The sequence below is a fragment of the Methanosarcina sp. MTP4 genome (assembly GCF_000970045.1).
Classification (GTDB): Archaea; Halobacteriota; Methanosarcinia; order Methanosarcinales; family Methanosarcinaceae; genus MTP4.
Genome location: NZ_CP009505.1, coordinates 186,455 through 210,090 on the forward strand (window position 1 = coordinate 186,455; position 23,636 = coordinate 210,090).

Sequence of the window (23,636 nt, forward strand, 5' to 3'; positions counted from 1 at the left end):
ATCACTGGAGAGGTTTCCAGAGATGCGGATTCTGTATTGACTTTACGGAATAAGGTGCGTATTTTGAGAAAAAGGCTTATCGGTTAAAAGAGCTTACCGAAAAAGTGAATCCAACTATTGTGAGTGAAAGGAACGTAGTTGAACCGGGTAAATTCATTGAAAGCCAAAATGATCTCATGCTCGTTTGATCTCCTCTCCTAATTCCCTCATACGTAAAACTTTAGTAAACTACAGCTTAAAAAGTAAATATATAATTTTGTAGAATTATGTAAAAAGGAAGAGCACAATGTATAAGAAATTAAAAGAAAACGAGGAGCTCTGGGACCTTTTTACCAGAAAGGAAGAATACGACCTAACCTTTCGCGACATGTATGAGAGGTTTCCGTACTATCTAAGCAGCCAGAGAGATATCTTTGACCCTAGAGTTTCCAAATTTCTATTAGAAAATGGCCTGAGACCACAGTATCCAGACGAAAAACAGTTTGCGGTCTGCCTTACACACGACATTGATATTATTCGTCCTAGTAGATTATACCCAGTACTTGAAGCCTCAAGAGCTTTTGTAAAAGGAAATTTGGCAAGTGCCATAAAAATTTCCTGTTCTAGAATTAACAAGAAACGAAATCCGTTCTGGAATTTTAAAGAAATAATGGAACTAGAAGCGAAATATGATGCAAAATCCAGCTTTTATTTCTTAACTCTTAATCAAGGGGAGAGCGACTATAATTATAAGATAGAGGATATCGAAGATGAATTAAAGACTATATCAGATAATGGATGGGAAGTTGGACTTCACGGAGGGCATGAATCTTATAACAACCTTGAAGATATCAAGAAAAAAAAGCAAAAGCTTGAAAAGGTTCTCGGGAAAGAAGTAGTCGGATACAGAAATCATTACTTAAAATTTGAGACACCGAATACTTGGGAATTATTGAGCAAAGCAGGCTTTAAATACGATTCTACATTTGGATATGCTGATTGTGCAGGATTTAGGAATGGAATGTGCCATCCGTTCAAACCCTTTAATGTAAATACTGGACAACAGATTGATATTCTGGAGATTCCTCTAACAATTATGGATTCTACTTTATTAAAAGACTATATGCGCCTTGATTTTAAAAAAGCATGGGAATTAACAAAAAACCTTATTGATACTGTCGAGAAGTGTAACGGAGTAATTACAATCTTATGGCACAATACACACATGCAGGAAGAAAATTTAGAATACTATAAGAAGATATTGAAGTATTGCTCAGAGAAAAACGCATGGTTAACAAGTGGCAAAGAAATATATGAAGTGTGGCAATAACCTGATAAATAGCGAGTTAAAAAAATTAGATTAAAAAAGATTACTTAGTATTTTTATGTTTAAAAATCGAATTCCTGAGAGCTCCCAATATTCCAACTAAGGTATCATACAATACTTTGATTGATATGATCCAATCTCCAGCATTAAATTCTGCAAAAACTATCTTTTCTGTATTTAGATCGTTTATCCACTCAGAAAAAGACATCGTCCACTTATGATAATCTTTTTTATAGTTCCTATTACAATTAAAGAAATCCGGAACTATTTTCACATACTTTACAGAATGGTCTTTTAAATTGCTTTCAATAAACTCTACTTTTTCCCCACATGAATCTTTATAAGCTATTAAGGGCAGGCTAACTCCACAGGCGGGTGTAATACCTATCCATGACCAAGGTCTGGGATTTACTTCAATTAATTTAAATTCACCGGAAATTGAATCTTTTTTGTATTCGAATTCGGCAATTCCTGAGTATTTAAGATCTTTCACTATTTTTTTTGTATTTTCAATTACATAATCAGGAACTTTCATACATTCGCCGACGACACAATCACCGCTATCAGCAGGATAGCCTCTTACCTTGTGCCCTGTAAACAAACCCAGGATCTCAGAACAATCATTTGCATAGATACCAACAGTATACATACGGTCAGACATTCCATTAATGTACTCTTGAAAAATGAGTTTATTGATAAATTTCTCTTCTCTTTTAATAAAAGCATTTAACTCGTCTTTATTTTTGAGAACATTAAACCTTAATCTATCCATATTTTCAGTGATATATTTTAGATCCTCATTAGAAGAGATCCTTCTATAAATCGGTTTTGCCACAATAGGAAAATTATCCTCATTTAAGTTATTTAAATCATCAAGGTTCCAAGAACGAGGAGTCAAATAATTATTTTTAGTCCCAATTTCGTAAAATAGATCTTTGTTAATTAAGATTTTTACTGCTTCCCAATCTGCTACAACAGGAATTGAAACCTCAGATAGCAATTTTTTATTCTTGGAAATGGCTACAGCCCAGTGATCATTGGTTGGGAAAAGAACTGGTTTAGAATCTAGTTTTTTGCAAAAATCATATAGGAAATGAACAAAACCATCTTCATTTTCTAATGGATCGGGACATTTTTGGTACTTGGCATATTTCGAAAAAGTTCCTATATCACGGACACAGTCCATTGCTATACATTTTATCTTATTTTTGCCTAATTCCTGAATTATACTTAGACCATTAAAATAACAATTAAAAATAATCGCAGGGTTTGTTTTTTTTAACTTCATATTCCTTACCTATACTTTCAGAGATTAAAACGATTTTTATTTCCAACGAGTCCGCCATCTTTTATCCGAAAATAAACTTAAAAGAAGATTTGTAATTCTGTGTAAGCGTAAAGTTAAGAAACGAGTTTTCATGAAGTATCTACCTCCTTTATTATCAAAACCTTTGTATCCTTTCTCCAGTAATTCGATAGCTTCCAATAATAAATCAGCCGTTAGTTCTGAAGCTTTTATCAGAATATCATCCGGAGAATCTTTGACCTTGATTTCAAATTTTTTACGACATATAATGTTTCCTGAATCAAATTCACTGCTTAAAAAATGAATTGTTGCCCCCCCATGTTTTTCTAAATTTGCCCATTGATACAGATAGACACTGCCCCCTTTGTAATCAGGCAAGTAAGAACTATGACAATTGATCGCAGCTATTTCAGGCATTTTAATAATATCGTTTGGGATCTTTTTACCCCATCCACAAGACACAATAATGTCAACATTTTTTGAGCCCCGTAATAAGGAAGCTATAGCAGACCCCATTGCTCCTGAATTCTCAATGGATTCATACTGGATTTTGTTTTTATTTAAGTAATCGACTAATTTTCCATTTTTTGTATCGACAACAAATTTTGTATCGTAAAACCTGTTATAGATTTCATTTTTCAAGACATTTTGAGCCACGATAAATGGCTTTATAGCTGAAGAAGGTGCTAGGAAAATTACATTTTTTTTATTATTCGATGCAAGCATATTTATCCCCTTTAAAATATTTGATAAATAGCATTAATGGCTTGATTTGACCTTAAATACTTTGTTCATTACTTCCTTTCCTTAATATCTATTTAACCAACTTTTCAAAAAAGGTACTGCTTTTTTCATACAGTAACTTAGCCCATATTGCCTCATTTGAAATATAAAAATTTGACTTCTCCATAATTTGTAAACGATAAATGAATTTATATTTTCCAACGGATTGTACAAGGCATAAGGAAGCTTGTAAACCTGCGATAAAAATGAAATCCACGATAACAAAATTTTTTTTGAAATCCCTAATAATTCTTGAACTTTTGGTTCATCATCTTCTTGAATCAGAGGAACATGCCTAACATTTTGAGTTTCAGAATCATATTCCAGGATTAATGAAACACGATTTGCAACTCGCCACTTTTTATAAGTCAGCTTACTAACGTTATGATACTGCCTAGTAATCATATATTTTTCAGGTAAGATCTCAGGATACGCAATTTGAGTGGGAGGGGATATAAAAAAATTAGGAAATAAAAAATTACCAAGACTCATATATGCTCTTTTTCCTTTGTGTTCCACATATCCCTGAACACGGTGGCAGTGCATCCCAACAATTAGTAATACTCTCTCATCTTCTAATAATTTTTTTGCTAATTCAATGTCATGAACTGGGGGGAGCCAGACGTGTTCCCTTCCCCAGTGAAAATAAAGGACAGCTTTTGTGCCCTCTGGTAATTGATTAAGATTGTGTACTATTGACTCATATCTTAATGGATTTATGCCCGGTTCCTGATCTGTTGCGACTTGAATTTGTTTTAAGTAAGGACGTCCAAATTCGCAAGAACCTAAAATACATAAATTTGAAGCAATCCAGTATGGTTTTTGTGCTTCAAAAATATCTTTTCCAGCCCCAAAATGCCCGATATAAGAATTGTCCAAATGACCAACTGTTTCTACAATTCCCTCTTTTTCTTTATCCTGGATATGATTATGAGCCAGATTAACAGCATCTACATTTAATTGCTTTAATTGTTTAATTGCAAACGAACCCGTGTGTAGTGTACACTTGTCTGCAATGAGGTCATTGTCACTTATCGGTTGCTCGAGATTTACAATTTTTTTATCGGCACCTGTAAATGTATTAGAATAAACAATTGATTCAGCGGACTTATTTAGAAGATCCCCACCTAAAAACAAATCACCTGTAAAAACTACTTTCATCTAAGATCTCCTTTTATAATTTTATTAGAAATCATATTTCTGATATTAATACTGAAATTTTTTATCAAATTTAATTCATTTCTACTAATCCCTTTGATCAAAATCATTATCGCAAGATAAACGAATGCACCCAATAATACTGAACCGAAAAGGCCCATAATATTAGAAGGATTTAAACAAAAAATAACTCCGAACATAATTGAAGAGGCCATGATACTTTTCAAAATAAAGCCGAAATTTAGATTGAATTCAATATGCTTAAAAGAAACAAGGATACAGACTATTACCATTAATGTGTATGAAATTAAAGTAGCAATTGCTGCTCCAACAATTCCAATTGACGGAATCAACAAAAAATTGAAAACTATGTTTAACAAGGCAGCAAAAATATGGATATATAAATTGAATTTTGTTTTTTTCACAAGATGTGTAATATTAATAACTATCTGAAAAATACCTGATAAAAGTCCTGATAAGGCAATAAAAGGAATAACAATACTTCCTGAAATGAATTCTTGGGTTGTAAGAATTTCCAACATAGGCTTTGCAAGTGCAGATAATCCAAAAACAGCAGGAATCGCTATTAAAAGGAAATATTTCATTGAATTACCTAAATAAACCTTCACCTCATCACTTTTCCCTTCATCAAACAAACGTGAAAGTTCTGGAAACAGAATGAATTGGATCGGTGTAATAAACAATTGGATAAGACTTCCGATAGCATATGAAGCTGAATAAATCCCAACCTGACTTAATCCCAGGAAATAACTGACCATATACCTATCACTTGAATCGGTGATCCATCTGATGAGAGAATTTGGAGTTAATGGTGCAGAGTATTTCAAATATTCACCAATCTGATTAAATTTTGGGATTCCAAAACCTATCTGGGATACAATCTTGTAAGTAGAAATTATGAACAATAATCCTTGAACAATTAATACAGCCGATATAACTCCAAACAATCCGAATCCCATTAAGAGAAACGATAAAATCAAAATGAGTTGCCCTAATGTCTGAAATAAAGTTAAAAAGGCAAATGTTTCGGTCTGTCGGGATACTCTGAAATAAAAAATTGAAATTTGATCAATTGCACTTAAAAGAATCAAAAAAGCTCCCACTTTTATGAAACCTGATGTACTGATATCTTTGAATATACTTGCAGCCAAGAAATCAGATAATAGAAATACCACTATAGATATTAATAAGCCGGTGAAAGCAACAAAAAATATTACAGAAAAAAATCCTTCCCTTATTTTTTCTATATCTTTTTCCGAAGAGAGAAATCTTACAACTCCCATAGATAGGCCCATAAGAGCGAGAGGGGATAATAGAGACACAGTAATATTTATTTGTGCCCAGATCCCATAATCATAAGATCCCAGCGTTTTTGTGATTACTGGAAGCAAAAAAAAGCCACCCAGACCTATTAGAGCCTGAGTGATTCCTATTAGCCCAACATCTTTTATGAATTTTCTATATGGCATCAAGATCACATTTTTAAAAAACAAAAACAAGATTATAATTAATTTTCCTTTGTCACATTTCCTTCTATTTATCCTTAGTTCCAAAATTTTAAGCGCATATCCATGTTTCCGCAAATCTGTTATGTCATTTGACTGCAGTTTTGGAATTTGAAGCTGGAGATGAAGTATTTAGGTTTAAGCTGATAATTCAGCATCAAGCGGTTTTTGTGTGCCTAAAATCCGGAACATAGGTTTCATTCAATAAATTCAGGTTTTTGATCTCTTGATATTAATTTATGAGCTATAACGAAGGTTGCCCTCCCTAAGTGCCCGCAACGAAATAACCCATGCAACTTATTATAAATTGGAACTTCGATTGGCGACCTTGATCTTGAAAATCAAGATGTACAATTGGAGATATGCAGAGGTTATTCTGTGACGAGTCCTAAGTATCACAGTGAATTTACCCTGAAAATTGGTAGTGTAATTTTTGAATAGAAGAAAATAAACTATCGATACCAACATTTCTATCGAAAAGATCTATATTGGAGTTATAGCAATCTAAAATGTTCTGCTTGTATTCGAAATTATTCATTAAATTAAGTAAGAATTTATCTAATATACCAACATTTGACCAATCAATATCCAATCCAATTTTATTATTTCTAATAAACTTTGAAACTGCAGAATTGGGGTCAGCTACCGACAAGATAGGCAGCCCACATGCGATGTATTCAAAGATTTTAACGCCAATCGCATGTTGTGCTTGTATAGCACCATGCTGAAATGCATAAAATGCAAAATCACTACATAGTAAAAGCTCAATTACCTGCTTATGATCTTTTTTACCAACTAAAAACACATATTCTCCAACCTCATATTCTTTAACCAACTTAGAGATAGTATCTATGGATTTCCCGTCTCCGATAATTATATAAGATACGGGAATATTTCGATCATTCAGATTTTTAATTGCTCTCAACAAAATTTCAGGTTTATGATAAGGCGCTCCCAAATCTCCCACATAAGAGATAATTTTAGAATCTTCTTTAATTTGAAGTTTGTTTTTGTTTAGTACATTCTTTTTAACAAATGTTGATTTGATAGAATTAAATTCAGATACATTTATCCCATTCGGCACAATTAAAATTTCAGAGTCAGAATTTTTAGAAATCTCTTCTTTGAGACTTTCATTAACAGTACTTATTAGTGAAGCATTTTTCAAACTTTTATGGAAGAAATATCTAAAAACTACATTAAATATTTTTATAACATTGCACTTGAAAAAATCAAACTCTTCTGCAAAGTCATTAACAGTTCCACTCCAATTGTCCCTGACATCTACGCAATATTGGATATTAAAAAAAATATTGCATAAGTAAGCAAGGATGGCAGGATGGGGTGTAGGAGCTGTTGAAATAATAATATCAGGATTGTATTTTTTAATTTCTTTAAAACATAAAACAGCCCATTCAAAAAATGTGAGAGGGTTTATAATTTGCAATATATGAAATTGTGTAGGAAAAATGTTTTTTGGCCTAAAAATATCAATTTTCTTATTCACTTTCTCGATAAGAGAGTTATCAACCTTAGACTGCGGATTATAAACCATCACCATAATATTTTGGATATTTTCATGGAAAGAAAAACGATTAGCAAGCTCAAACATCCTAACACTTGCTGCTCCTAAATCAGGCTGATAATGAGACGTAAGAACTAAGATTTTCATATCCATACCTCCTTTTTTCATCTTTTATAAGCATCTTATTACACGACCAAAAGGAATTAACTACTAATGTAAGTGTATAGAGCTTTTAATCAAATTACACAACATTCGGTTGGAATTATTTTACTGTCAGTCATCGAGGAGTTATGTACCACACGTCGAATCCATTACTTGAATAGAATAGAAATGCACTTTCATCTCGTTCAAGTAGTTCAAAATCAGTTTCATTATACCTCCCAACCATATTCCACACATCGACATATAATTTTTTGTCATACGTAGACAGTGGGATGTATATAGGATTTGTATAAGAATCACCTATTTGGCTAGATTCATTATAACTAAAATGGTCTGGAACCGATGGAGCTTGCGGATTAACATCTTTTCTATTCAATCTTCCTTCAAAACCGTGTAAAAAATCAAAAAATCTGTACGGCTGAGAAGACATAATTCCCCTAACCTGGATATGTTCTTCTTTATGATCAAAAAACCACCCCCACCCGCAATATTCTTCAGAAGTTATTTGAGGATTGGGTTTCATCACCAAAGGAGAATCATAAATGTTAAAAATTCCAATAGTCAAAGGGATCAGTAGCAATAAAAACACCAAATATTGATTTTTAATTTTTTGCTTACTCAATTTAAATAATCCAAAACTTCCCACTACTAATGAAATGATATTTATATATGTCACTATCCGCAGAGGACTAAATCCAAGTGGAATAAATAACATCAATATGCAAAAAATTAAGAAGAAAATTAAACATAAGGCGAGTATTGATATTTTATAATAAGTATTATCCTTATTATGTATACAAATCGCTATGTAATAAATCCCAATAAATGAAAATAATATATATAGTATAGTAATTCCATATAATCGTATAAAAAGTTCGATGAAATCTAACAAAGTAATATTAATTTTAGTTAAGTCTGTGACCATAGCGTCTATAGGCGTAGCAGTTATTTCATTAGAAAGTTTATTAAACACCCCCCGAACACTGCGGCTCCAAACTACATATGAAGAAATCCATGTTATGAATGTGAGGGATAGTATCAGAATATGGGTGATAGTTACCTTATTGCAAGAAGTAAATTTTGAAAGGACATATTTAGAGATCTCTATAGTTATAAACGCTAAAATAAGTGCCAATGATGATAGTGGATGGAAAAATGGAAAAACTATTAAGAATAAGACTAATGGGATAGCAAATTTAGTAGCTTTAACTTCAAAGTTTTTAAAATATATTGCTAAAACCAAAGGAAAAAACATGTTACATATACCATTTGGAACAATCATGGTCTGATATTTTCCAAGAAAAAGAATTGAACTTGAAGCCACAACCATAGAAATTATACGATTATCTTCAAATATAGACTTTGCAAAAAAATACATATTCAATGCAAATATCACATAGAAAATAGAAGGAGAAAGTCTAAAAGTTGTTATTGCTTGTAAATTGGCCACCTGTGAAATTTCAGATAACAGTATATGAGTAATTGGATAGAAATTATCAGAATCAAAATGCCCTATTGTATTTATGTCTATTACATACCCGATATGAGTTAATACATCTGAACGTTCGTTAAATGCATAACCTTTTAGTACCGGCAAGAGAATTAAGATTACATTGTTAAGGAGTATGTTGAGGTAACCTAGTCTCCAAAAAATAAAATTCGGATTTTCTTGAGTCAGGATTAAATATACGCCGAAAATAGTGCTTAAAATTAGAAATATAAATGAAAAATTAGGCGTTCCACTATAAATAGAATGTTCGTAGCCATTAACCTTTGAACTGCTTATTAATACTAAGGCCATAAAAGAAAATACAAAAGAAAGTATTGGCACAATTTTTAATTTTATATTTTTCATAATAGATCTCAGCTTTTTTAATTAAGATTATATGAACCGGTTCTTCTTTAACACTAAAACGTTATAGGTCTGGAACTTCAAGTTTCACACAATAGAACTGTAACAATCCAGAATTTTGTTAGAAATTGCGTCCCAGGTAAACTTTTCTTCAATTGTTTTTCTTGCTGCGATTCCAAGTTCGGTTCTCAGGTTTTCGTCATCCAGAAGAGAAGATACTGCTTCAGCCATCTTATCCGGGGATTTTAGGGGCACAAGAATTCCATTTTCACCTGATTCGATTACATCAAGATTCCCGCTTACTGCAGTTGCAACAACAGGCAGACCACAGGACATGGCTTCAAGCAAGGTAGTGGGAAGGCCTTCATAATGAGAAGGGAGGACAAATATGGTTGCATTTTGATATAATTCGATTAGCTTGCTTTTTTCGACATGGCCTAAAAACTCAAACCTGTTTTCATAACCTGATTCCTGAACGATTTTCTTTAGTTTTTCGAATAAAGGCCCTTTTCCTGTCAGTTTGAAATTAATGTCAGGATATCGAGAACATATATTAACTCCACATTCTATAAAGTCAAATAACCCTTTGCGGTAGCTCAATCTCCCGGTATACAAAATGTATTTTTCATTGGTCTTGTTCTTGATAGGACAAAACAGTTTTTCATCCACCCCATTGCCTATGACTTCTACATCATTCGGATTTAGTCCATATTCACCTAACTCCTGGGATACAGAACTTGCAACGGAGGTGATTTTATCAGAGATCTTAAATAATTTAGATTCGATCAGGCAGCTAATTTTTCCCTGGAGTTTTACTGCCACAGAAAAAGGATTCACTAACTCTACCTTTGCAGTATCCGTTTTCATAGGGGTATGCACAGTAGTAATTGTTGGAAGATTTGTTTTTAGAGGTGAAGGTAGAGGAGTATGAAAATGTATTACGTCGAAATCGGACTGAATTGAAGAGAACAGTTTTTTTACAAAAATTCCATGTATTTGTACATGAATGGGATAAAGAGGAAAGAATGGGACTCTATATAATCGAATGCCTTCAAAATCTTCCTCTTTAATTTTAGAAGAAGAACCACGGGTAATGATAGTAACTTGATTCCCCTTCCGAATAAATTCCTTTGACATATTGTAAATAAAATTACCAATTCCTTCTTCAGGGGGGAAATTTGCTGAAGTAATCACACATATTCTCATATATAATCAAACCAAGAAAGATATCAAGAAATTGAAAAGATGTAGTTTTTTAAAGAATGAACAAGTCTATTCCCGCTACTTTCTTCTACAAAAGAAAAATCTATTTTTAAAGACTCTTCCAAATACTCTACATCATAAACAACCGTAACATTAGGGTTTTCTGACAATTCTTTTGCGATTTCCAATTGGTGATCATCCACCACTTCATCATATTTTTTTAATCGAGGGACGATTATAAGGTGAGTTTTTTGTTCCAATGCAGTTAAAATCGACCCAACTCCTGCATGACTAACAACAATTCGAGCATCAGAATTAAGTTTTTGAATCTTTGAATATTCCGCAAATTCAAAATACTCTGCATTTACAGGCTTATATTTCGTGTTCCCAATTTGCATTATTACTTTTTCATCAATTTTTCCTGCAATCTCATCCATTTTCTTTACTAGCCTATCAAAACCCTGATAATGGCTACCAACAGTCACAAATATCAAAGCACATTCCCCCAGTACTGGGCTTTTTTCCCAAATTTGGGGAGTAGCTGCTTCCACTGGACTAAAAACACATCAGAAATAGGATAGACTATCTTTCCTGTTAAAGAAGGGGCTTCGACTCTGCACAGGCTTTCAATGAAGATGGTTTTTATCCGAAGCAGTTTTGCAGTATAAAATACTGGGATTGCAATCTCAGAACCTGTTGAAATGATAATATCGGGTTTCTCACGCAGGAGAATACCAAATACCTTTGGAACACTGAGCAAGAACCTGAAGGGATTCATCCCCAGATTTTTCATAGTATACTTTTTGACGAGTTCACTGGACCTGGCTCCTTCATAGGTTATAAAAAAGACATCATTATCCTCGAATGCGTCCATAAGTTGAAGAATTTCAGTGAGATGGCCACCATGGGAGCAGGTAAGGCAAATCTTCATTTTACACCAGTCCAATATATTGTAAGTAATGGATATCAACACTACATAAATCAATTGTAATATTCTTATGATATTAATTTTGGGTTAAACTATTCTTCTTACTAACTTCATGTGAAAAGCATAAAATGAATTGAAAACAAAATCAGCAGTTCTATTCATTGTCGGGTTTTCAATAACCTGTTCAAAAGGAATTTTCCAATCCAGAAATTCAAAAAATTCGTGATCTGAGATTCTTTTTTTAGAAAGAGTTTCACGTCTTTTTGCCAAAATGCTTTTATTATTCTTTATTATCCAGAAGTAAGCCAGTAGTTTACTCATTACATATTTTGGACCATTTAAAACCGCATGACTCGTGGTTACAATTTCAGTTACTACAAGTGAAGGGAATAATAATAACAACGTTTTTGAATCAAAGTTTTTCAATAAAATCAAGTAACGGTTTCTTTCGAGGTAAAATTCTTTCCAGGGAGCTATTGACAACTTGAACTTGTGATATATTACAGACTCCGGAACATACATTATTCTACCTCCCGCAAAACGTATTCTCCAGGAAAGGTCCGCATCTTCCTGATAGAGGAAAAAATCAGGATCGAATCCATTGAGGTCCTTTAACATGTCACTTCTTATTGCAAATGAACATCCTGATACGGCACCTACTTCCTGGCAGTTATTGAATTCAGATGCAGGTTTATTGAGCCCTCTACAAAAGGTAAGCCCTGTATGATGGTTTGTATTTGCGCATGTGTTTATCCTGTCTTTCTGGTAATAGATCAGGATCTTTGAAGTCGTAGCAGTTATAGTCGAGTCACTTTTGAGGGGCTTTATGAGTTCGGCAAGCCATTCAGGATCTGCGACAGTGTCCGGATTTACAACTACAATATATTCTCCCTCAGCAACCTCAAAACCCGCATTGTTCCCAGCCGGATATCCAAGATTTTTTCCAGTCTGGACTACCTTTATCTCGGGATAGTTGGCTCTTATGAACTCCTCACTGCCGTCCGTAGATGCGTTGTCCACTACAATTATTTCAAAATCAGCATACGATTGGGAAATTAAAGAGGGGATACACTCTTCCAGGTCTTCCCTGCTATTGTATGAAAGTATAACCATGCTTACGGATTTGTTTTTTCCAGACATTATAATCAAACTTGCATCAAAATTGTCAGCCAATGGATAAATGCAGAAACAAGAAATCATCTACTGGCTACAGATTCATGTAATAGCCGTGCCATCGAATGCAGCATAATTCCCGTAAAAGCCATAAACGTCCCTACAATAGTAAGCAGAATCATAAGCATCGTCGGCCCGAAATGCAAAGCCCCGCCAAAATAGAAAGTCCGCAGAAAACTCAGGCCCATATAAGCTCCGAGTCCTCCCATAACAATCCCCGGGAAAGTGAAATAATACAGCGGCCTGTTAAATTCCATATCCTTCAGGATCTTAACCAGGACCCCTAAGCCGTGCCTGAGCGGGTGTTCGGTCGAGCAGTCCACGTCGTACCTTACCCCTATATCCACTTCTTTTATCCTTAAGCCGGCGTTCCCGGCATCGGCGAGCATTTCGCTTTCTATGGCCATGCCGTCTGCGCGGAAGCGGAAGATGTTTACTGTGGAGGCGGCAAAGGCGCGGAAACCGCTCTGGGAATCGGTTACTTCTACGCCGGAGTTCATGGTTGTGGCTTTGTCCAGGACGGTCTGGCCTACGCGGCGGTAGGCAGGGGTGTCGGTGGCATGGCCGGAGAGGTAGCGGCTGCCGATTACCATTTCGGCGGCGTTTGCGAGGATGGGGGCTGCAAGGTCAGGGATGTCCGAGGGGTTGTGCTGGCCGTCGGAGTCCATGGTGACGATTACGTCTGCGCCCAGTTCGGAGGCTGCTTTGAAACCGGTCTTGAGGGCTCCTCCTTTCCCGGTGTTTATTTTGTGGACTATTACTTCGGCTCCGGCTTTTTCCGCAAGCATTGCTGTACGGTCGGAACTTCCGTCGTCGACCACGATCACGGTGTCGGCGTACTGCCTGGTAAGAAGGACGATGCTCCCTATGGCAACTTCCTCGTTATAGGCAGGGAGGATTACGGTTATGTTCTGGGGGGGCTGGAAGACCGGTTCAACAGGGACCGGTATCTCAGCGGCTTCTTCAGGGATCAGGATGGGGGTGCCGAGGTAGGGGCTCGCCTGGGCTGTCAGGCCGGAACTCTGCGCACTCGCTTGAAAACTTTCACAAGAAATACTGCTTTTTTCCATTTAAAGTGCATCCCCCTTTTCCAAAATTATAATCAGGTAAATATCCTTATTTTGAACCATTTTAATCAGATCATGATTATACGATGAGACTTAGCAACTTGTTTTTGTGAAAGCATACTGTTGTGCAGTATTTAAATTTATTGATGTCAACTCATATAAAAAATATATTCAAAATTATAACAGTATTGGGCAAGCCGTTAAAGAAATGTGTATAAAGTTATATGATCTAACTAATTGTAGTTTAGTGTCATATTTATTCACACTAAACAATATATAATCGCAATTCTATAAAAAATAATTTTTGGAAGATAATGGCAATCAGGAGGGCACAAAATAATTTTATTTTCACTCCATAAAACTTCCCGCAGTAAGGGAGTTCTCTCCGGACAGGCCCGGAAGCTTTGATGCGGCTCGGGCTGGAAGAGGGGAGTTGCCCGCCCTCCGGGGGAGGTCGGATTGAAAGGAAAAAAGGGAAGGAAAGCAAAGAGGCAATCGGAAGGGTTGAGGTAGAAAAGCAGGAGCGCAGGAAGCATCATGAAAGGGAACGAAAGAACGAATGAAAGAACGAATGAAAGAACGAATGAAAGAACGAATGAAAGAACGAAAGAAAGAATAGAAAGGAAATAAGGAGGGGAAGGAGGAAGGGTCGGAAGAAATTATAGTCAAATACCCAGATTCCTTCACCGGGCTCAGGTGAAAGTTTAACCACGGAAAGCACGGAAAACACGGAATAAAGGAAATCTGGGCACAAGCCTTCCGTGCTTTCCGTGTCTTCCGTGGTTTAAAATAAGTGTAAATAGTTACGTCCGAGGCTATATTTTTTCTAAGGGGAAAACTTTCCCGGGGGGAGAGGCGGGCTGGATCCCGGCTGGCACAAAACCGCTTTTCCGGCAAGCAGGTTTCGGAAATACCCGGACAGGCTGACAGGGAGCTCATTGCCGAGCTTAAGCGAGGGGCTGAAGGAAAGTCCTTTGATGAACAGGTACTTCCTGACCGGACCGTGGATGACCTGGATTTTGAAGCCGCAGTAGTTTGTTTCGAACGCCATCGTAAACTGGTAAAAAAAGACCTTGAATCCCTGCGCCTTGTCACCAAACACCAGGGACACCTGGTTCCCACAGTTGGCGGGATGCTGCTGTTTGGCAAAGACCGGGAGATGATCTTTCCGGATGCCTGGATACAGTGCGGAAGGTTCATTGGCAAGGACAAAGCCGACATTTTCGACCATATTGAGATCCATGAGCACTTGCCGATAGCTGTTGAACGGGTAATGGAGTTTCTCAAAAAGCACGCCATGCGCGGAGCGGACTTTTCCGAACTGAGGAGAAGGGACGTCTGGAGTATTCCCCTGACCATCCTGCGTGAAGCGGTGGTAAATGCTGTTGTCCATGCAGACTATTCGCAACGTGGCGCTCCTATCAGGGTTGCCTTTTTTGATGACCGTATTGAGATAGAGAACCCTGGAATCCTGCTTCCGGGTCTGACAGTTGAGGATATGCTTCAGGGTGTATCAAAGATACGTAACCATGTTATTGCCCGTGTTTTCCGGGAACTGGACCTTATCGAGCAATGGGGCAGTGGTGTTAGCCGCATGTTCAAAGAAGCAAAGGCTCTTGGGCTACCCGAACCTGAAATCGTTGAAGTGGGTATGCGAGTGAGGTTCATTGTTTATTTGGAAGAGTCCATTGAGGTTGAAACCACCGGCTCAATTACGGGTGAAGTCGAGTCACGGCTAGAGTCACAGATCGCGGCTAAAGTGCTTATTCTTCTGATGAAAAATGATTCAGGGAAGGCCGAACTTGCGTCTGGGTTAGGTCACAAGACCGTATCAGGGGAGCTCAATAAACAGATCAAGAGACTTCTTGAACTCGATTATATTGAAATGACAATTCCGGAAAAACCTGGCAGCAGGATGCAGAAATACCGCCTTACACCTAAAGGTAAGGCATTCTTAGCTAAAGAAGGTCGGGAAGACGCTGAATGAGCATAGCGCTCTTCCCACCCTTAAAAAACCTTTGAAGTTGAGATCAAAGATTTATATGAGCAGGACCTGAAAAGGCAATTTATCTATTTTTGAGGAAAAAGGTTCCTGAGGGCTATTGGAGTGAAGGAGCAAGGCTAAAGGTTCCGGATTTTTCGAGGTTCTGGGTGTTGGAGAGGGCGGTAGGTGGGGAAGTGAGGGGAGCAGGTGCCCGGGCGAAATATAATAATGAAGTTATGTATCAGGCGGGTTCGTTTCAAACAAGCTTTTCACCGGTCTTTTCAGACTACCCTTTTACGGAACTTTTAAAAACTCGCACCAGCAGTGCGAGAAATTGGCTAAATTCGCACGTTGTGATTATGAAAATAAAATAGGCAACAAGAGTGTCAATCAAACTTTCTCACTCGAACACGAACATTCCTTTTTTGGAAAATGCTAGCTAATAGCCGTAACAACCGTATTAGCCGTATTTTGTCTTTCTTGTACGGCCGCGAAGTCGGCCGGCTTTTCCCTAATTAAAATGGACAAGGAGTCAAATAGAAAGCAAAATTGGAATGTTAGGTCACAATAGAAATAATAAACATTGTAAACCACTGCTCATAACAGGAAAACAAGGAACCTGATGTAATGAAGCTCCTGGAACTCATCAAAGGTGGAGAATCCTAACTTTCGAATTCAAGGAAAAATTCGATGAAAGGACTGTTGAATCGGCTGTAGCTTTTGCCAACACTAAAGGTGGCATGATCCTTATTGAACAGTGGGTCAGCGGCATTGAAAAAATACAAAATTACTGCAAGGAAGCAGATGTTCCTGAGCCTGTTTTTGAAGAGTACCAGGGGTTCCGTGTAATATTCAGGAAAGGGATCTTCAATGAAGAATATCTTAGGGGGCTTGGGCTAAATGAAAGGCAGATAAAGGCTGTGTTCTATGTAAAGGAAAAAGGAAAGATTACCAATAAAAAATATCAGGAAATCTGTGATACATCCAATCGAACGGCATCAAGAGACCTTGCAGATCTGGTCGATAAAAATATTTTTGCCCAAATAGGAACCACTGGGAAAGGAACTGAATATACTCTAAAAGGTAAAGATTCCAAAGACGCCAAAGACGCCACAAAGACGCCATAATCGCACCAAAGATATAATGACCAAAGAACTTAAATGATCACAATCAAGCCTACAGCGCCAGAAATAAAGATGCCATTAGAAGTCTCCAAAGACGCCACAAACGCGCCAGGGAACTGGACCTTATCGAGCAGTGGGGCAGTGGTGTTAGCCGCATGTTCAAAGAAGCAGGGGAAGCACCCCCCGGGCAAAATAAATAATGAAGGTATGAATCCGGCGGATCATACCAGGCAGATAACAGACAGGGTCAGTTCAAAAAGCGAGTGACATATCGGGTCCAGGGGGAACAAAAACTCCGTTTTTAACGTGTATTTCAGGGACAAAAAGACGCAGAAAATTGTCTGGATTTTCACATATGAAAGGGATGGAAGACCGGACTATTCGATCTTTACGGAAAATTGCATCCATAGTCAAGTACCCAAATTCCTCCCCGAATCTCAAATGAAAGTTTAACCACCGAAAGCACTGAAAACACGGAATAAAGGAAATCGGGGCACAATCCTTCCGTGCTTTCCGTGTCTTCCGTGGTTATGAAGTAAATGTAAATATTTACGTTCGGGGCTATAATGAAAAAAAGACGGTGGGAAAGAAGAAATAGAGTGAACGTAAAACCGCAATAAAATCGAAAAATTTACATAGTCGAAGTGAGGAAAGAGAGTATGCCAAAACGGTTGAAAAATAAAAATAAAGGTATGGAATGCGCATATCAGGGGGACCAGGCAAATCGGGGGAACTAAGCAAAAGAATAAAAAAGGATAAAAAAATATTAGACATTCCTTAAAGATAATTGTTGATGAGATTTTTTTCTTAAAAAAGATGAGCCTGATGAGCCCCATGAACCGAATGAATGGAAAAAAAGTGCCCTCTGACCTTTTACTCGTAACCGGCCTCGTACTCCTGACTGACTTTTTCGTGCTTATGCCGGGGCTCAATGAGACTTTCCTGCGGACAGTGCTCGGGCTGCCCCTGGTGCTCTTCCTGCCGGGGTATGCGCTGATAGCAGCGCTCTTTCCTGCAAAATCCGACCTGGACGGGATCGAGAGGGTTGCGCTTTCCTTCGGGCTGAGCATAGCTGTCGTGCCCCTGATAGGGCTGGGGCTGAACTATACCTCCTGGGGGATCAGGCTTGTGCCGGTCCTGATAAGTATCTCGCTTTTTACGCTCCTCATGTGCGGGCTTGCCTATTTCCGGAGGGAACAGCTTCCCGAAGCCGGGAGGTTCGAGGTCTCTTTCAGGGCAGGGGCAGAGGCACTAAGGGCGGAGGTCCTGGAAAAGCCCGAATCCCGGACCGACATAATACTCACAATCATCCTTATCCTCTCCATCCTCGCCTCGGTCGTAACCCTGGGCTATGTCATCGTGACCCCGAAGGAAGGGGAGCACTTCACAGAGTTCTACATCCTGGGGCCGGAAGGGATGGCTGACAACTACCCCACGGACTACGTGCTCGGGGAAAGCGGGACCGTCATCTTCGGGGTCGTAAACCACGAATACAGGGCCGTGAACTACAGCCTGGAAGTCCGGCTGGACAACAAATCCCTGCCGCTCCCCGAGGACGTAAGCCACGTCCGCCTCGGCCACAACGTGACCTGGGAAAGGCCGCTTACCATCACCCCGCCCGCCGAAGGAAAAGACATGAAGCTCGAGTTCCTGCTCTTCAACGATACTGAACAGGAAGTCCCCTACCGCGACCTCCACCTCTGGATCAACGTAAACGCAACGGCAGAAGAGAGTGAAAAAGAGGACGGGAAAGGGGATGAAAATGGGACCGAAAAAGGGACCGAAATAGAGGAGGCAGCGAAGTGAGCCCGAAAACCTCAACCCTCCCGGGAAAGCTGAAAGAAACGAGTAAAGGGGGCGGGACAAGTAAAGGGAGCGGAAGAAGTCCCGGAGCAAAGTCCGGAACAAAGTCAGGGGTAAAGTCCGAAGGAAGGTCCGGAGGGAAATCCCGGACAAACCCCGGAGTAAAAATCAAGACAAAGCCGGTAGGAAAGCCGCTTAAATCAGGACGGACAGCGGCTTCAGGGACAGGGGAACTTCAAAAATATGTGCTTCCCGTAGGCCTTCCCGTCCTTGCCATCGCCCTTGCCGAGTTCCTGATCTTCTCGGGAAATATGGGGGCTTCGGTCTGGCTGCACATCGGGACCATAACCGCCCTTGCCCTTTCCTCGATGTTCATCCGGGAGCAGGAAATCATCCGGCTCCACCAGGCCCTTATGCTGCTCCCGATCCTGCGCCTGGTCAACCTGTCCATGCCGGTCTTCTTCGATACCACCCTTTATACCTTCATCTTCATCTACGGGCCCCTGGCAATCCCTGCGGCAATCGTGGCCTGGCACCAGCGGCCTGGCCTTGAGGAGCTCGGAATCACAAGCGATAAACTCGGGCACTACATGCTTCTCTCGGTTCCCCTGGGCTTTTTGCTTGGTCTTGGGGAATACGCGACCATCCGGACAGGGTACCTGATCCCGGACCTCTCCTTCAAGAACCTGCTCATGCTAACCATAGTAATGGTCTTCTTCGTGGGGCTTGTCGAAGAAGTCATTTTCAGGTCCATCCTCCAGACCCGGCTTGAAAAGGTGCTGGGCATAAAAGAAGCCCTGATTATAACGAGCCTCCTTTTCGGGCTCATGCACTCGGGCTACGGCACTCCTTACGAAATCCTCTATACGGGTTTTGTCGGGCTCATCATGGGCGTCGCCTTTCTCAGGACCCGCAGCCTTCCCTTCATCGCGGTTCTCCACGGCTTCGTGAACGTTTTCCTCTTCGGGATCATCCCGCACCTGCACGAAGCCTACGGGCTCTTTTGAAAAAACCGGAGGAAATGGGCGAAATGGGGAAAAATCGGGGGAGATCTGCATCCGACATATTAATAAAGTTTAGAACTAAGGGAAGTCCAAAAGTTTAATAGTCTGTATTAAAATACTTATGGGAAACTATAGTCAAGTACCCAAATTCCTTCCCCAATCTCAAATTAAAGTTTAACCACAGAAAGCACTGAAAACACGGAATAAAGGAAATAGGTGTACAATCCTTCCGTGCTTTCCGTGTCTTCCGTGCTTATAAAGTAAGTGTAAATATTTACGTTCGGGACTATAGTAGGGAAAGTACAAAGAAACCGCAAAGAAACCTTAAGGAAAAAGTGATAAACTGCGGAATACGGTCCCTTCCCATCCCTCATGCCGGACAGCCGGAAAGAGTCCTGCAAACCAACTGAGTAAACTAAAAATAAAAGTACGTTCAAGTTTATCGCATAAAACCGGAAGTTTCATTATTAATATTATAATTAAGAAATCTGCTAAAAAGGAGTTATTATTGTGAAAAAAGACACTGGGAATAATTGCAGGAGGAACGAAATTCTGAGTTCCGCCGCCTGCCTGTCAGTACTGCTTCTTGCCTTACTGCTTGCATCCCCCCTGGCATCCGCCGACGCTGTCACGGAGTGGGAAATAGCCCCCTCAAGCCCCTACGTTGGAAACACCCTGGTCATAACCGGCACTTCCGCCCCGGACCAGACCCTCAATGCCGATGTCAGTTTTGAAAGAAGCGTAGGCGTATCCGGAGGGGAGTATGAGTACGTGATCAATGAAGTGAAAATCCCTTCCGCGGACAACAACCGCTTCACAGTGCGTGCCGAAGGCGTGAAAGACCTGAACGTGAGAGCACTCTTCGTCACTCTCAGCAAAGACGCCACCGACGGAGTCGCCGAGATCTCCCAGTCCCACGTACCCCCCCTGACCTATAAAGTCAAGATGGACGGAGATGCCCTGGACGGCCAGTCCCGTGTAAACCTCAGGATCACCGCAGCCCAGACAATAGACACCGACTCCGAAGGAAACCTGAGGTTCGAGTATGACACCGACGGCCTGCCCGCAGGGGAATACGATATAAGCATTGAGGGGGTCACAAAAACCATAACCCTCAAAGCAAAGAGCTCATCCGGAGGAAGTTCGGGTACAGGTTCCGCAACCATAAGGTCGGTTGAGCCCGAAGAGCCCACCCCCGAAGAAGAAAACGAAACCCGGGAAATGACAGAATCCGATGAAGAAGCTTCCGAAGGAGAAAGCGGAGACGAAGCCTCAAAAGCCTCCGGAAACGAAGCTGAAGAAGAACAGCCAGAGTCCGAACCCGCAGCCGAAGAAACCCCTGAAGAAGAGGAACCCTCCGCAGACGGAAGCTTCATGGTCTGGGGAATCCTGGGAAGCTTGCTGGTAATCTCCCTCATCCGGAAATCTGGGAAATAAAAATTGAATCAAACCCGGTAAACCGCCTCCGGAGATAATACGCAGCTTGCCGGAAAAACAACCAAAAAGGAAGGACCGGGCAGAAAAGGAAGAATTCCCCTCCTTTTTTTCTGCCTCCTTTTTTCCTGCCTCCTTTTTTCCTGCCTCCTTTTCTTTCCTCATATCTTCTTTCCTTTCTGCCCCTTCCTTTCTGTCATTTTTTTCCTATCCTCCTTCCTTTTTCTCAGTCCTTCCCCCCTTCCTAACGAACCCCCGCGTTTTTGCCGGGACGATTTTTTCCTCTTTTTGAAAGACAGACCGCTTCACCTTATTCCGGACCACCCCTATTTGAGCCGGGGGCAGGAGGAAAGCCGGAAAGCCAGAAAGCACGCACGGTTTCAAGCCAAAAATCCGGGGAAAACCCTCCCGTCTGGCTAAAATATATGAAAAAATAAAAAAGATAAAAAAGATAAAAAAGGAAAATTGAGACGAAAGATGTGGGAAATGAAAAAGTGGAGGGCAAAGTAGCCGGGATCTCGGGGGTTAAAGGATCTCGGCTACCTTGAAGAGGACAATAGCCGCAAAACAGAAAAGCAGCGGCAGGATTGCCAGATTAAAGGAACTGTCAAGGGATTTATTCCACTTATCCGATGCCGAAAGGACCTCTTTTAAAGAGAGGAACGCTATGAGCCCAACTGTCACTGCAGCTCCGTACTGGGGGAGTCCCGGGCTTGTGATCATTGAAATGGCACTTGAGGAAATAGCGCTTGAAGAGATCGCTGATGAGATGATGCTTAGTAGTATGAATTATTCCTCCTGCAAATAGTTCTAAAGCAAGCAAATTTATGATGTTACATAAGAAGACCGAATCATATAAAAAACTTTTGATTTTGATTATATCATTGGTATATAAAATTAATAGGGTAAGTGCCACAAAAAAACAAAATGTAAATTAAAATAGATGTTAGTAGGCATCTTTTTAAATTCCAAAGGAACTTTTAAATACCTCTAATTAGATGTTTCATTATACGAATAGAGGTCAAAACAACTAAAATTAAATATATTAGTAAGTATTATAAAACGTTGACTATTAACAAAACTTATATCGAGTGGAGATTAGAGTATCCGTAAAAAACTCGTAAAGAGCTCACAACTTTCTAAATTATTTATCGAGATCATGTTTCAGGATTTTGGCATCGGTATATATAATATTTCAGACCAGGTCCCGAAAAAAGAGAGTCATTCCATGAAATATAATCCAGATCCCCGCAAATCTCGAAAAAGACAGGCTGCCCTTACAGCCCTTCTTTCCATCCTTGTCTTTGCCTTGCTAACCGTTTCTCCTGCGGGGGCAGCCGTCAGTGCCTGGGAAATTTCTCCCGAAAACCCGGTTGTGGGCGACACCCTCCGGATAAAAGGAACTGCGTCCCCGGAAGAGGAAATAGATGTGACCGTAACCTTCGAACAAAATGCCCCGGTTTCCGGGGGGAAGTACGAGTACATCCTGGAAGACGTGGAGATCCCTGACGGGTTCGATAACACCTTTACGGTCCGGGCAAGCGGGGTAGAGGACCTGAACGTAAGGGTGAAAATCCTTATCTGGATTACGATAAGCTCGGAGGCATCGGGGGGTGACGCAACCGTTTCCCAGTCAAGAGTCCCGCCAGGGACCTACATGATAAGGATTGACGGGAATGCCGAAAGTGGGGCTTCGACAACGGACCTGAAGATCACGGCTCGCCAGCGGATAAAAGCCGATTCTGAAGGGGACTTTAGCTATTCCTATAATACAAAAGCCGTCCCGCCGGGGGACTTTGAAATAAAGGTGGGAGGCAGCACAAAAACAATCTCGCTCGACTCTGAACCTGCCAGGGTGCCAACCCCTGCCCTTCCGGCAGCCCAGGCAACGCCTGCAGCGGAACAGGAACCGGAACAAGAAGAACCTCCCGAAACCCGGGAAGAACCTCTGGGACAGGATATAACCCCGGGAGAAAGTGGGGATGCAGGAAACCTGGAAACGCATGTCCCGGGATATGAAGCCCCGAAACCCGCAGTCCCTAGGGAAACCGGGTTCCTGCTTGACAAAAGCTATGTACTGGGAGGAATCGGGGCCTCAGCCCTTGCACTGATCATAATTTCAAAAAGAAACGGGAAAAAGGGATCTTCGAAGACATCCCCGAAGGAGCAGAGACAGCCGGAAACCGATGGCCCGGAAAAGTAACGGGGAGTTGAAAAGGGAGTGAAATGGAGAGTAAAAAGGGAGTGAAACGGAGAGTAAAAAGGGAGTGAAACGGAGGAATAAAGTTTGAGAAAGAG

The 23,636-nt window shown here is 40.0% G+C and carries 21 protein-coding genes; 9 read left to right on the forward strand and 12 right to left on the reverse strand.

Features of this window, described 5'->3' with window-relative positions:
• Nucleotides 1–286: 286 nt before the first annotated feature.
• A complete protein-coding gene (locus tag MSMTP_RS00830; protein WP_048177169.1) occupies nt 287–1,309 on the forward strand; it encodes a polysaccharide deacetylase family protein in 1,023 nt (340 codons plus the stop codon).
• A 40-nt stretch (nt 1,310–1,349) separates the two neighbouring features.
• Here MSMTP_RS00830 and MSMTP_RS00835 read toward each other — a convergent pair whose 3' ends face one another.
• From MSMTP_RS00835 to MSMTP_RS00885, 11 genes are all read right to left on the reverse strand, one after another.
• Nucleotides 1,350–2,594, reverse strand: a complete 1,245-nt coding sequence (locus MSMTP_RS00835) for a hypothetical protein (protein ID WP_048177170.1) — start codon at nt 2,592–2,594, stop codon at nt 1,350–1,352.
• Between the two features lie 36 nt (nt 2,595–2,630).
• Nucleotides 2,631–3,338, reverse strand: a complete 708-nt coding sequence (locus MSMTP_RS00840) for a formyltransferase family protein (protein WP_048177172.1) — start codon at nt 3,336–3,338, stop codon at nt 2,631–2,633.
• Between the two features lie 81 nt (nt 3,339–3,419).
• The gene (locus MSMTP_RS00845; protein WP_048177173.1) at nt 3,420–4,556 is read right to left on the reverse strand and encodes a CapA family protein; all 1,137 of its coding nucleotides are present in this window, start codon (nt 4,554–4,556) and stop codon (nt 3,420–3,422) included.
• Nucleotides 4,553–6,043 (reverse strand): flippase, encoded by a 1,491-nt coding sequence (locus MSMTP_RS00850; protein ID WP_048182364.1) that lies wholly within the window; start codon nt 6,041–6,043, stop codon nt 4,553–4,555. Before MSMTP_RS00850 ends, MSMTP_RS00845 begins: the two co-directional genes overlap by 4 nt.
• A gap of 442 nt (nt 6,044–6,485) precedes the next feature.
• Nucleotides 6,486–7,751, reverse strand: a complete 1,266-nt coding sequence (locus tag MSMTP_RS00855; protein WP_048177175.1) for a glycosyltransferase — start codon at nt 7,749–7,751, stop codon at nt 6,486–6,488.
• A 130-nt stretch (nt 7,752–7,881) separates the two neighbouring features.
• On the reverse strand, nt 7,882–9,621 hold the full coding sequence (locus MSMTP_RS00860) for a hypothetical protein (protein ID WP_048177176.1): 1,740 nt from the start codon (nt 9,619–9,621) through the stop codon (nt 7,882–7,884).
• 84 nt (nt 9,622–9,705) lie between these two features.
• Complete coding sequence (locus MSMTP_RS00865) at nt 9,706–10,812, reverse strand: glycosyltransferase family 4 protein (protein WP_231582859.1); 1,107 nt, start codon at nt 10,810–10,812, stop codon at nt 9,706–9,708.
• A 35-nt stretch (nt 10,813–10,847) separates the two neighbouring features.
• Entirely contained in the window at nt 10,848–11,372 is a 525-nt protein-coding gene (gene pssE, locus MSMTP_RS00870; protein ID WP_231582860.1) for a PssE/Cps14G family polysaccharide biosynthesis glycosyltransferase, read from the reverse strand.
• On the reverse strand, nt 11,312–11,695 hold the full coding sequence (gene pssD, locus MSMTP_RS00875) for a PssD/Cps14F family polysaccharide biosynthesis glycosyltransferase (protein WP_156153889.1): 384 nt from the start codon (nt 11,693–11,695) through the stop codon (nt 11,312–11,314). The genes pssE and pssD overlap by 61 nt, the downstream gene beginning before the upstream one ends.
• A gap of 141 nt (nt 11,696–11,836) precedes the next feature.
• A complete protein-coding gene (locus tag MSMTP_RS00880) occupies nt 11,837–12,889 on the reverse strand; it encodes a glycosyltransferase family 2 protein (RefSeq protein ID WP_048182368.1) in 1,053 nt (350 codons plus the stop codon).
• Nucleotides 12,890–12,945: 56 nt separating this feature from the next.
• Entirely contained in the window at nt 12,946–13,992 is a 1,047-nt protein-coding gene (locus tag MSMTP_RS00885; RefSeq protein WP_082090443.1) for a glycosyltransferase family 2 protein, read from the reverse strand.
• A gap of 404 nt (nt 13,993–14,396) precedes the next feature.
• Between MSMTP_RS00885 and MSMTP_RS18800 the strand changes: the two genes are divergently transcribed.
• The 7 genes from MSMTP_RS18800 (at nt 14,397) to MSMTP_RS00925 (ending at nt 21,341) form a co-directional block, all read left to right on the forward strand.
• Nucleotides 14,397–14,552: a hypothetical protein gene (locus MSMTP_RS18800; protein ID WP_156153625.1), complete on the forward strand. Its 156-nt coding sequence runs from the start codon at nt 14,397–14,399 to the stop codon at nt 14,550–14,552.
• Between the two features lie 440 nt (nt 14,553–14,992).
• On the forward strand, nt 14,993–15,976 hold the full coding sequence (locus MSMTP_RS19830; protein ID WP_231582861.1) for an ATP-binding protein: 984 nt from the start codon (nt 14,993–14,995) through the stop codon (nt 15,974–15,976).
• A 737-nt stretch (nt 15,977–16,713) separates the two neighbouring features.
• Nucleotides 16,714–17,100, forward strand: coding sequence for a hypothetical protein (locus MSMTP_RS00905; protein ID WP_052718235.1), 387 nt, complete (start codon nt 16,714–16,716; stop codon nt 17,098–17,100).
• A 69-nt stretch (nt 17,101–17,169) separates the two neighbouring features.
• On the forward strand, nt 17,170–17,364 hold the full coding sequence (locus tag MSMTP_RS00910; protein WP_156153626.1) for a hypothetical protein: 195 nt from the start codon (nt 17,170–17,172) through the stop codon (nt 17,362–17,364).
• Between the two features lie 576 nt (nt 17,365–17,940).
• Nucleotides 17,941–18,903, forward strand: a complete 963-nt coding sequence (locus MSMTP_RS00915; protein ID WP_082090693.1) for a DUF1616 domain-containing protein — start codon at nt 17,941–17,943, stop codon at nt 18,901–18,903.
• Nucleotides 18,900–19,907, forward strand: a complete 1,008-nt coding sequence (locus tag MSMTP_RS00920; protein WP_231582862.1) for a CPBP family intramembrane glutamic endopeptidase — start codon at nt 18,900–18,902, stop codon at nt 19,905–19,907. The genes MSMTP_RS00915 and MSMTP_RS00920 overlap by 4 nt, the downstream gene beginning before the upstream one ends.
• Nucleotides 19,908–20,414: 507 nt before the next feature.
• Nucleotides 20,415–21,341: a hypothetical protein gene (locus tag MSMTP_RS00925; protein WP_052718236.1), complete on the forward strand. Its 927-nt coding sequence runs from the start codon at nt 20,415–20,417 to the stop codon at nt 21,339–21,341.
• Nucleotides 21,342–21,863: 522 nt separating this feature from the next.
• Here the strand turns inward: MSMTP_RS00925 and MSMTP_RS00940 are convergent.
• Entirely contained in the window at nt 21,864–22,061 is a 198-nt protein-coding gene (locus MSMTP_RS00940) for a hypothetical protein (RefSeq protein WP_231582863.1), read from the reverse strand.
• Nucleotides 22,062–22,566: 505 nt separating this feature from the next.
• Here MSMTP_RS00940 and MSMTP_RS17775 point away from each other — a divergent pair.
• Nucleotides 22,567–23,541: a hypothetical protein gene (locus tag MSMTP_RS17775; protein ID WP_197076118.1), complete on the forward strand. Its 975-nt coding sequence runs from the start codon at nt 22,567–22,569 to the stop codon at nt 23,539–23,541.
• The last annotated feature ends 95 nt before the right edge of the window (nt 23,542–23,636 follow it).

What these genes read in the sequence shown, in the direction of transcription:
- MSMTP_RS00830 (WP_048177169.1), top strand. Translation starts at nt 287, where the DNA reads ATGTATAAGAAATTAAAAGAAAACGAGGAGCTCTGGGACCTTTTTACC.
- MSMTP_RS00835 (WP_048177170.1), bottom strand. Translation starts at nt 2,594, where the DNA reads ATGAAGTTAAAAAAAACAAACCCTGCGATTATTTTTAATTGTTATTTT.
- MSMTP_RS00840 (WP_048177172.1), bottom strand. Translation starts at nt 3,338, where the DNA reads ATGCTTGCATCGAATAATAAAAAAAATGTAATTTTCCTAGCACCTTCT.
- MSMTP_RS00845 (WP_048177173.1), bottom strand. Translation starts at nt 4,556, where the DNA reads ATGAAAGTAGTTTTTACAGGTGATTTGTTTTTAGGTGGGGATCTTCTA.
- MSMTP_RS00850 (WP_048182364.1), bottom strand. Translation starts at nt 6,043, where the DNA reads ATGCCATATAGAAAATTCATAAAAGATGTTGGGCTAATAGGAATCACT.
- MSMTP_RS00855 (WP_048177175.1), bottom strand. Translation starts at nt 7,751, where the DNA reads ATGAAAATCTTAGTTCTTACGTCTCATTATCAGCCTGATTTAGGAGCA.
- MSMTP_RS00860 (WP_048177176.1), bottom strand. Translation starts at nt 9,621, where the DNA reads ATGAAAAATATAAAATTAAAAATTGTGCCAATACTTTCTTTTGTATTT.
- pssD (WP_156153889.1), bottom strand. Translation starts at nt 11,695, where the DNA reads ATGGACGCATTCGAGGATAATGATGTCTTTTTTATAACCTATGAAGGA.
- MSMTP_RS00880 (WP_048182368.1), bottom strand. Translation starts at nt 12,889, where the DNA reads ATGTCTGGAAAAAACAAATCCGTAAGCATGGTTATACTTTCATACAAT.
- MSMTP_RS00885 (WP_082090443.1), bottom strand. Translation starts at nt 13,992, where the DNA reads ATGGAAAAAAGCAGTATTTCTTGTGAAAGTTTTCAAGCGAGTGCGCAG.
- MSMTP_RS18800 (WP_156153625.1), top strand. Translation starts at nt 14,397, where the DNA reads ATGCGGCTCGGGCTGGAAGAGGGGAGTTGCCCGCCCTCCGGGGGAGGT.
- MSMTP_RS00905 (WP_052718235.1), top strand. Translation starts at nt 16,714, where the DNA reads ATGATCCTTATTGAACAGTGGGTCAGCGGCATTGAAAAAATACAAAAT.
- MSMTP_RS00910 (WP_156153626.1), top strand. Translation starts at nt 17,170, where the DNA reads ATGCCATTAGAAGTCTCCAAAGACGCCACAAACGCGCCAGGGAACTGG.
- MSMTP_RS00915 (WP_082090693.1), top strand. Translation starts at nt 17,941, where the DNA reads ATGAATGGAAAAAAAGTGCCCTCTGACCTTTTACTCGTAACCGGCCTC.
- MSMTP_RS00940 (WP_231582863.1), bottom strand. Translation starts at nt 22,061, where the DNA reads ATGATCACAAGCCCGGGACTCCCCCAGTACGGAGCTGCAGTGACAGTT.
- MSMTP_RS17775 (WP_197076118.1), top strand. Translation starts at nt 22,567, where the DNA reads ATGAAATATAATCCAGATCCCCGCAAATCTCGAAAAAGACAGGCTGCC.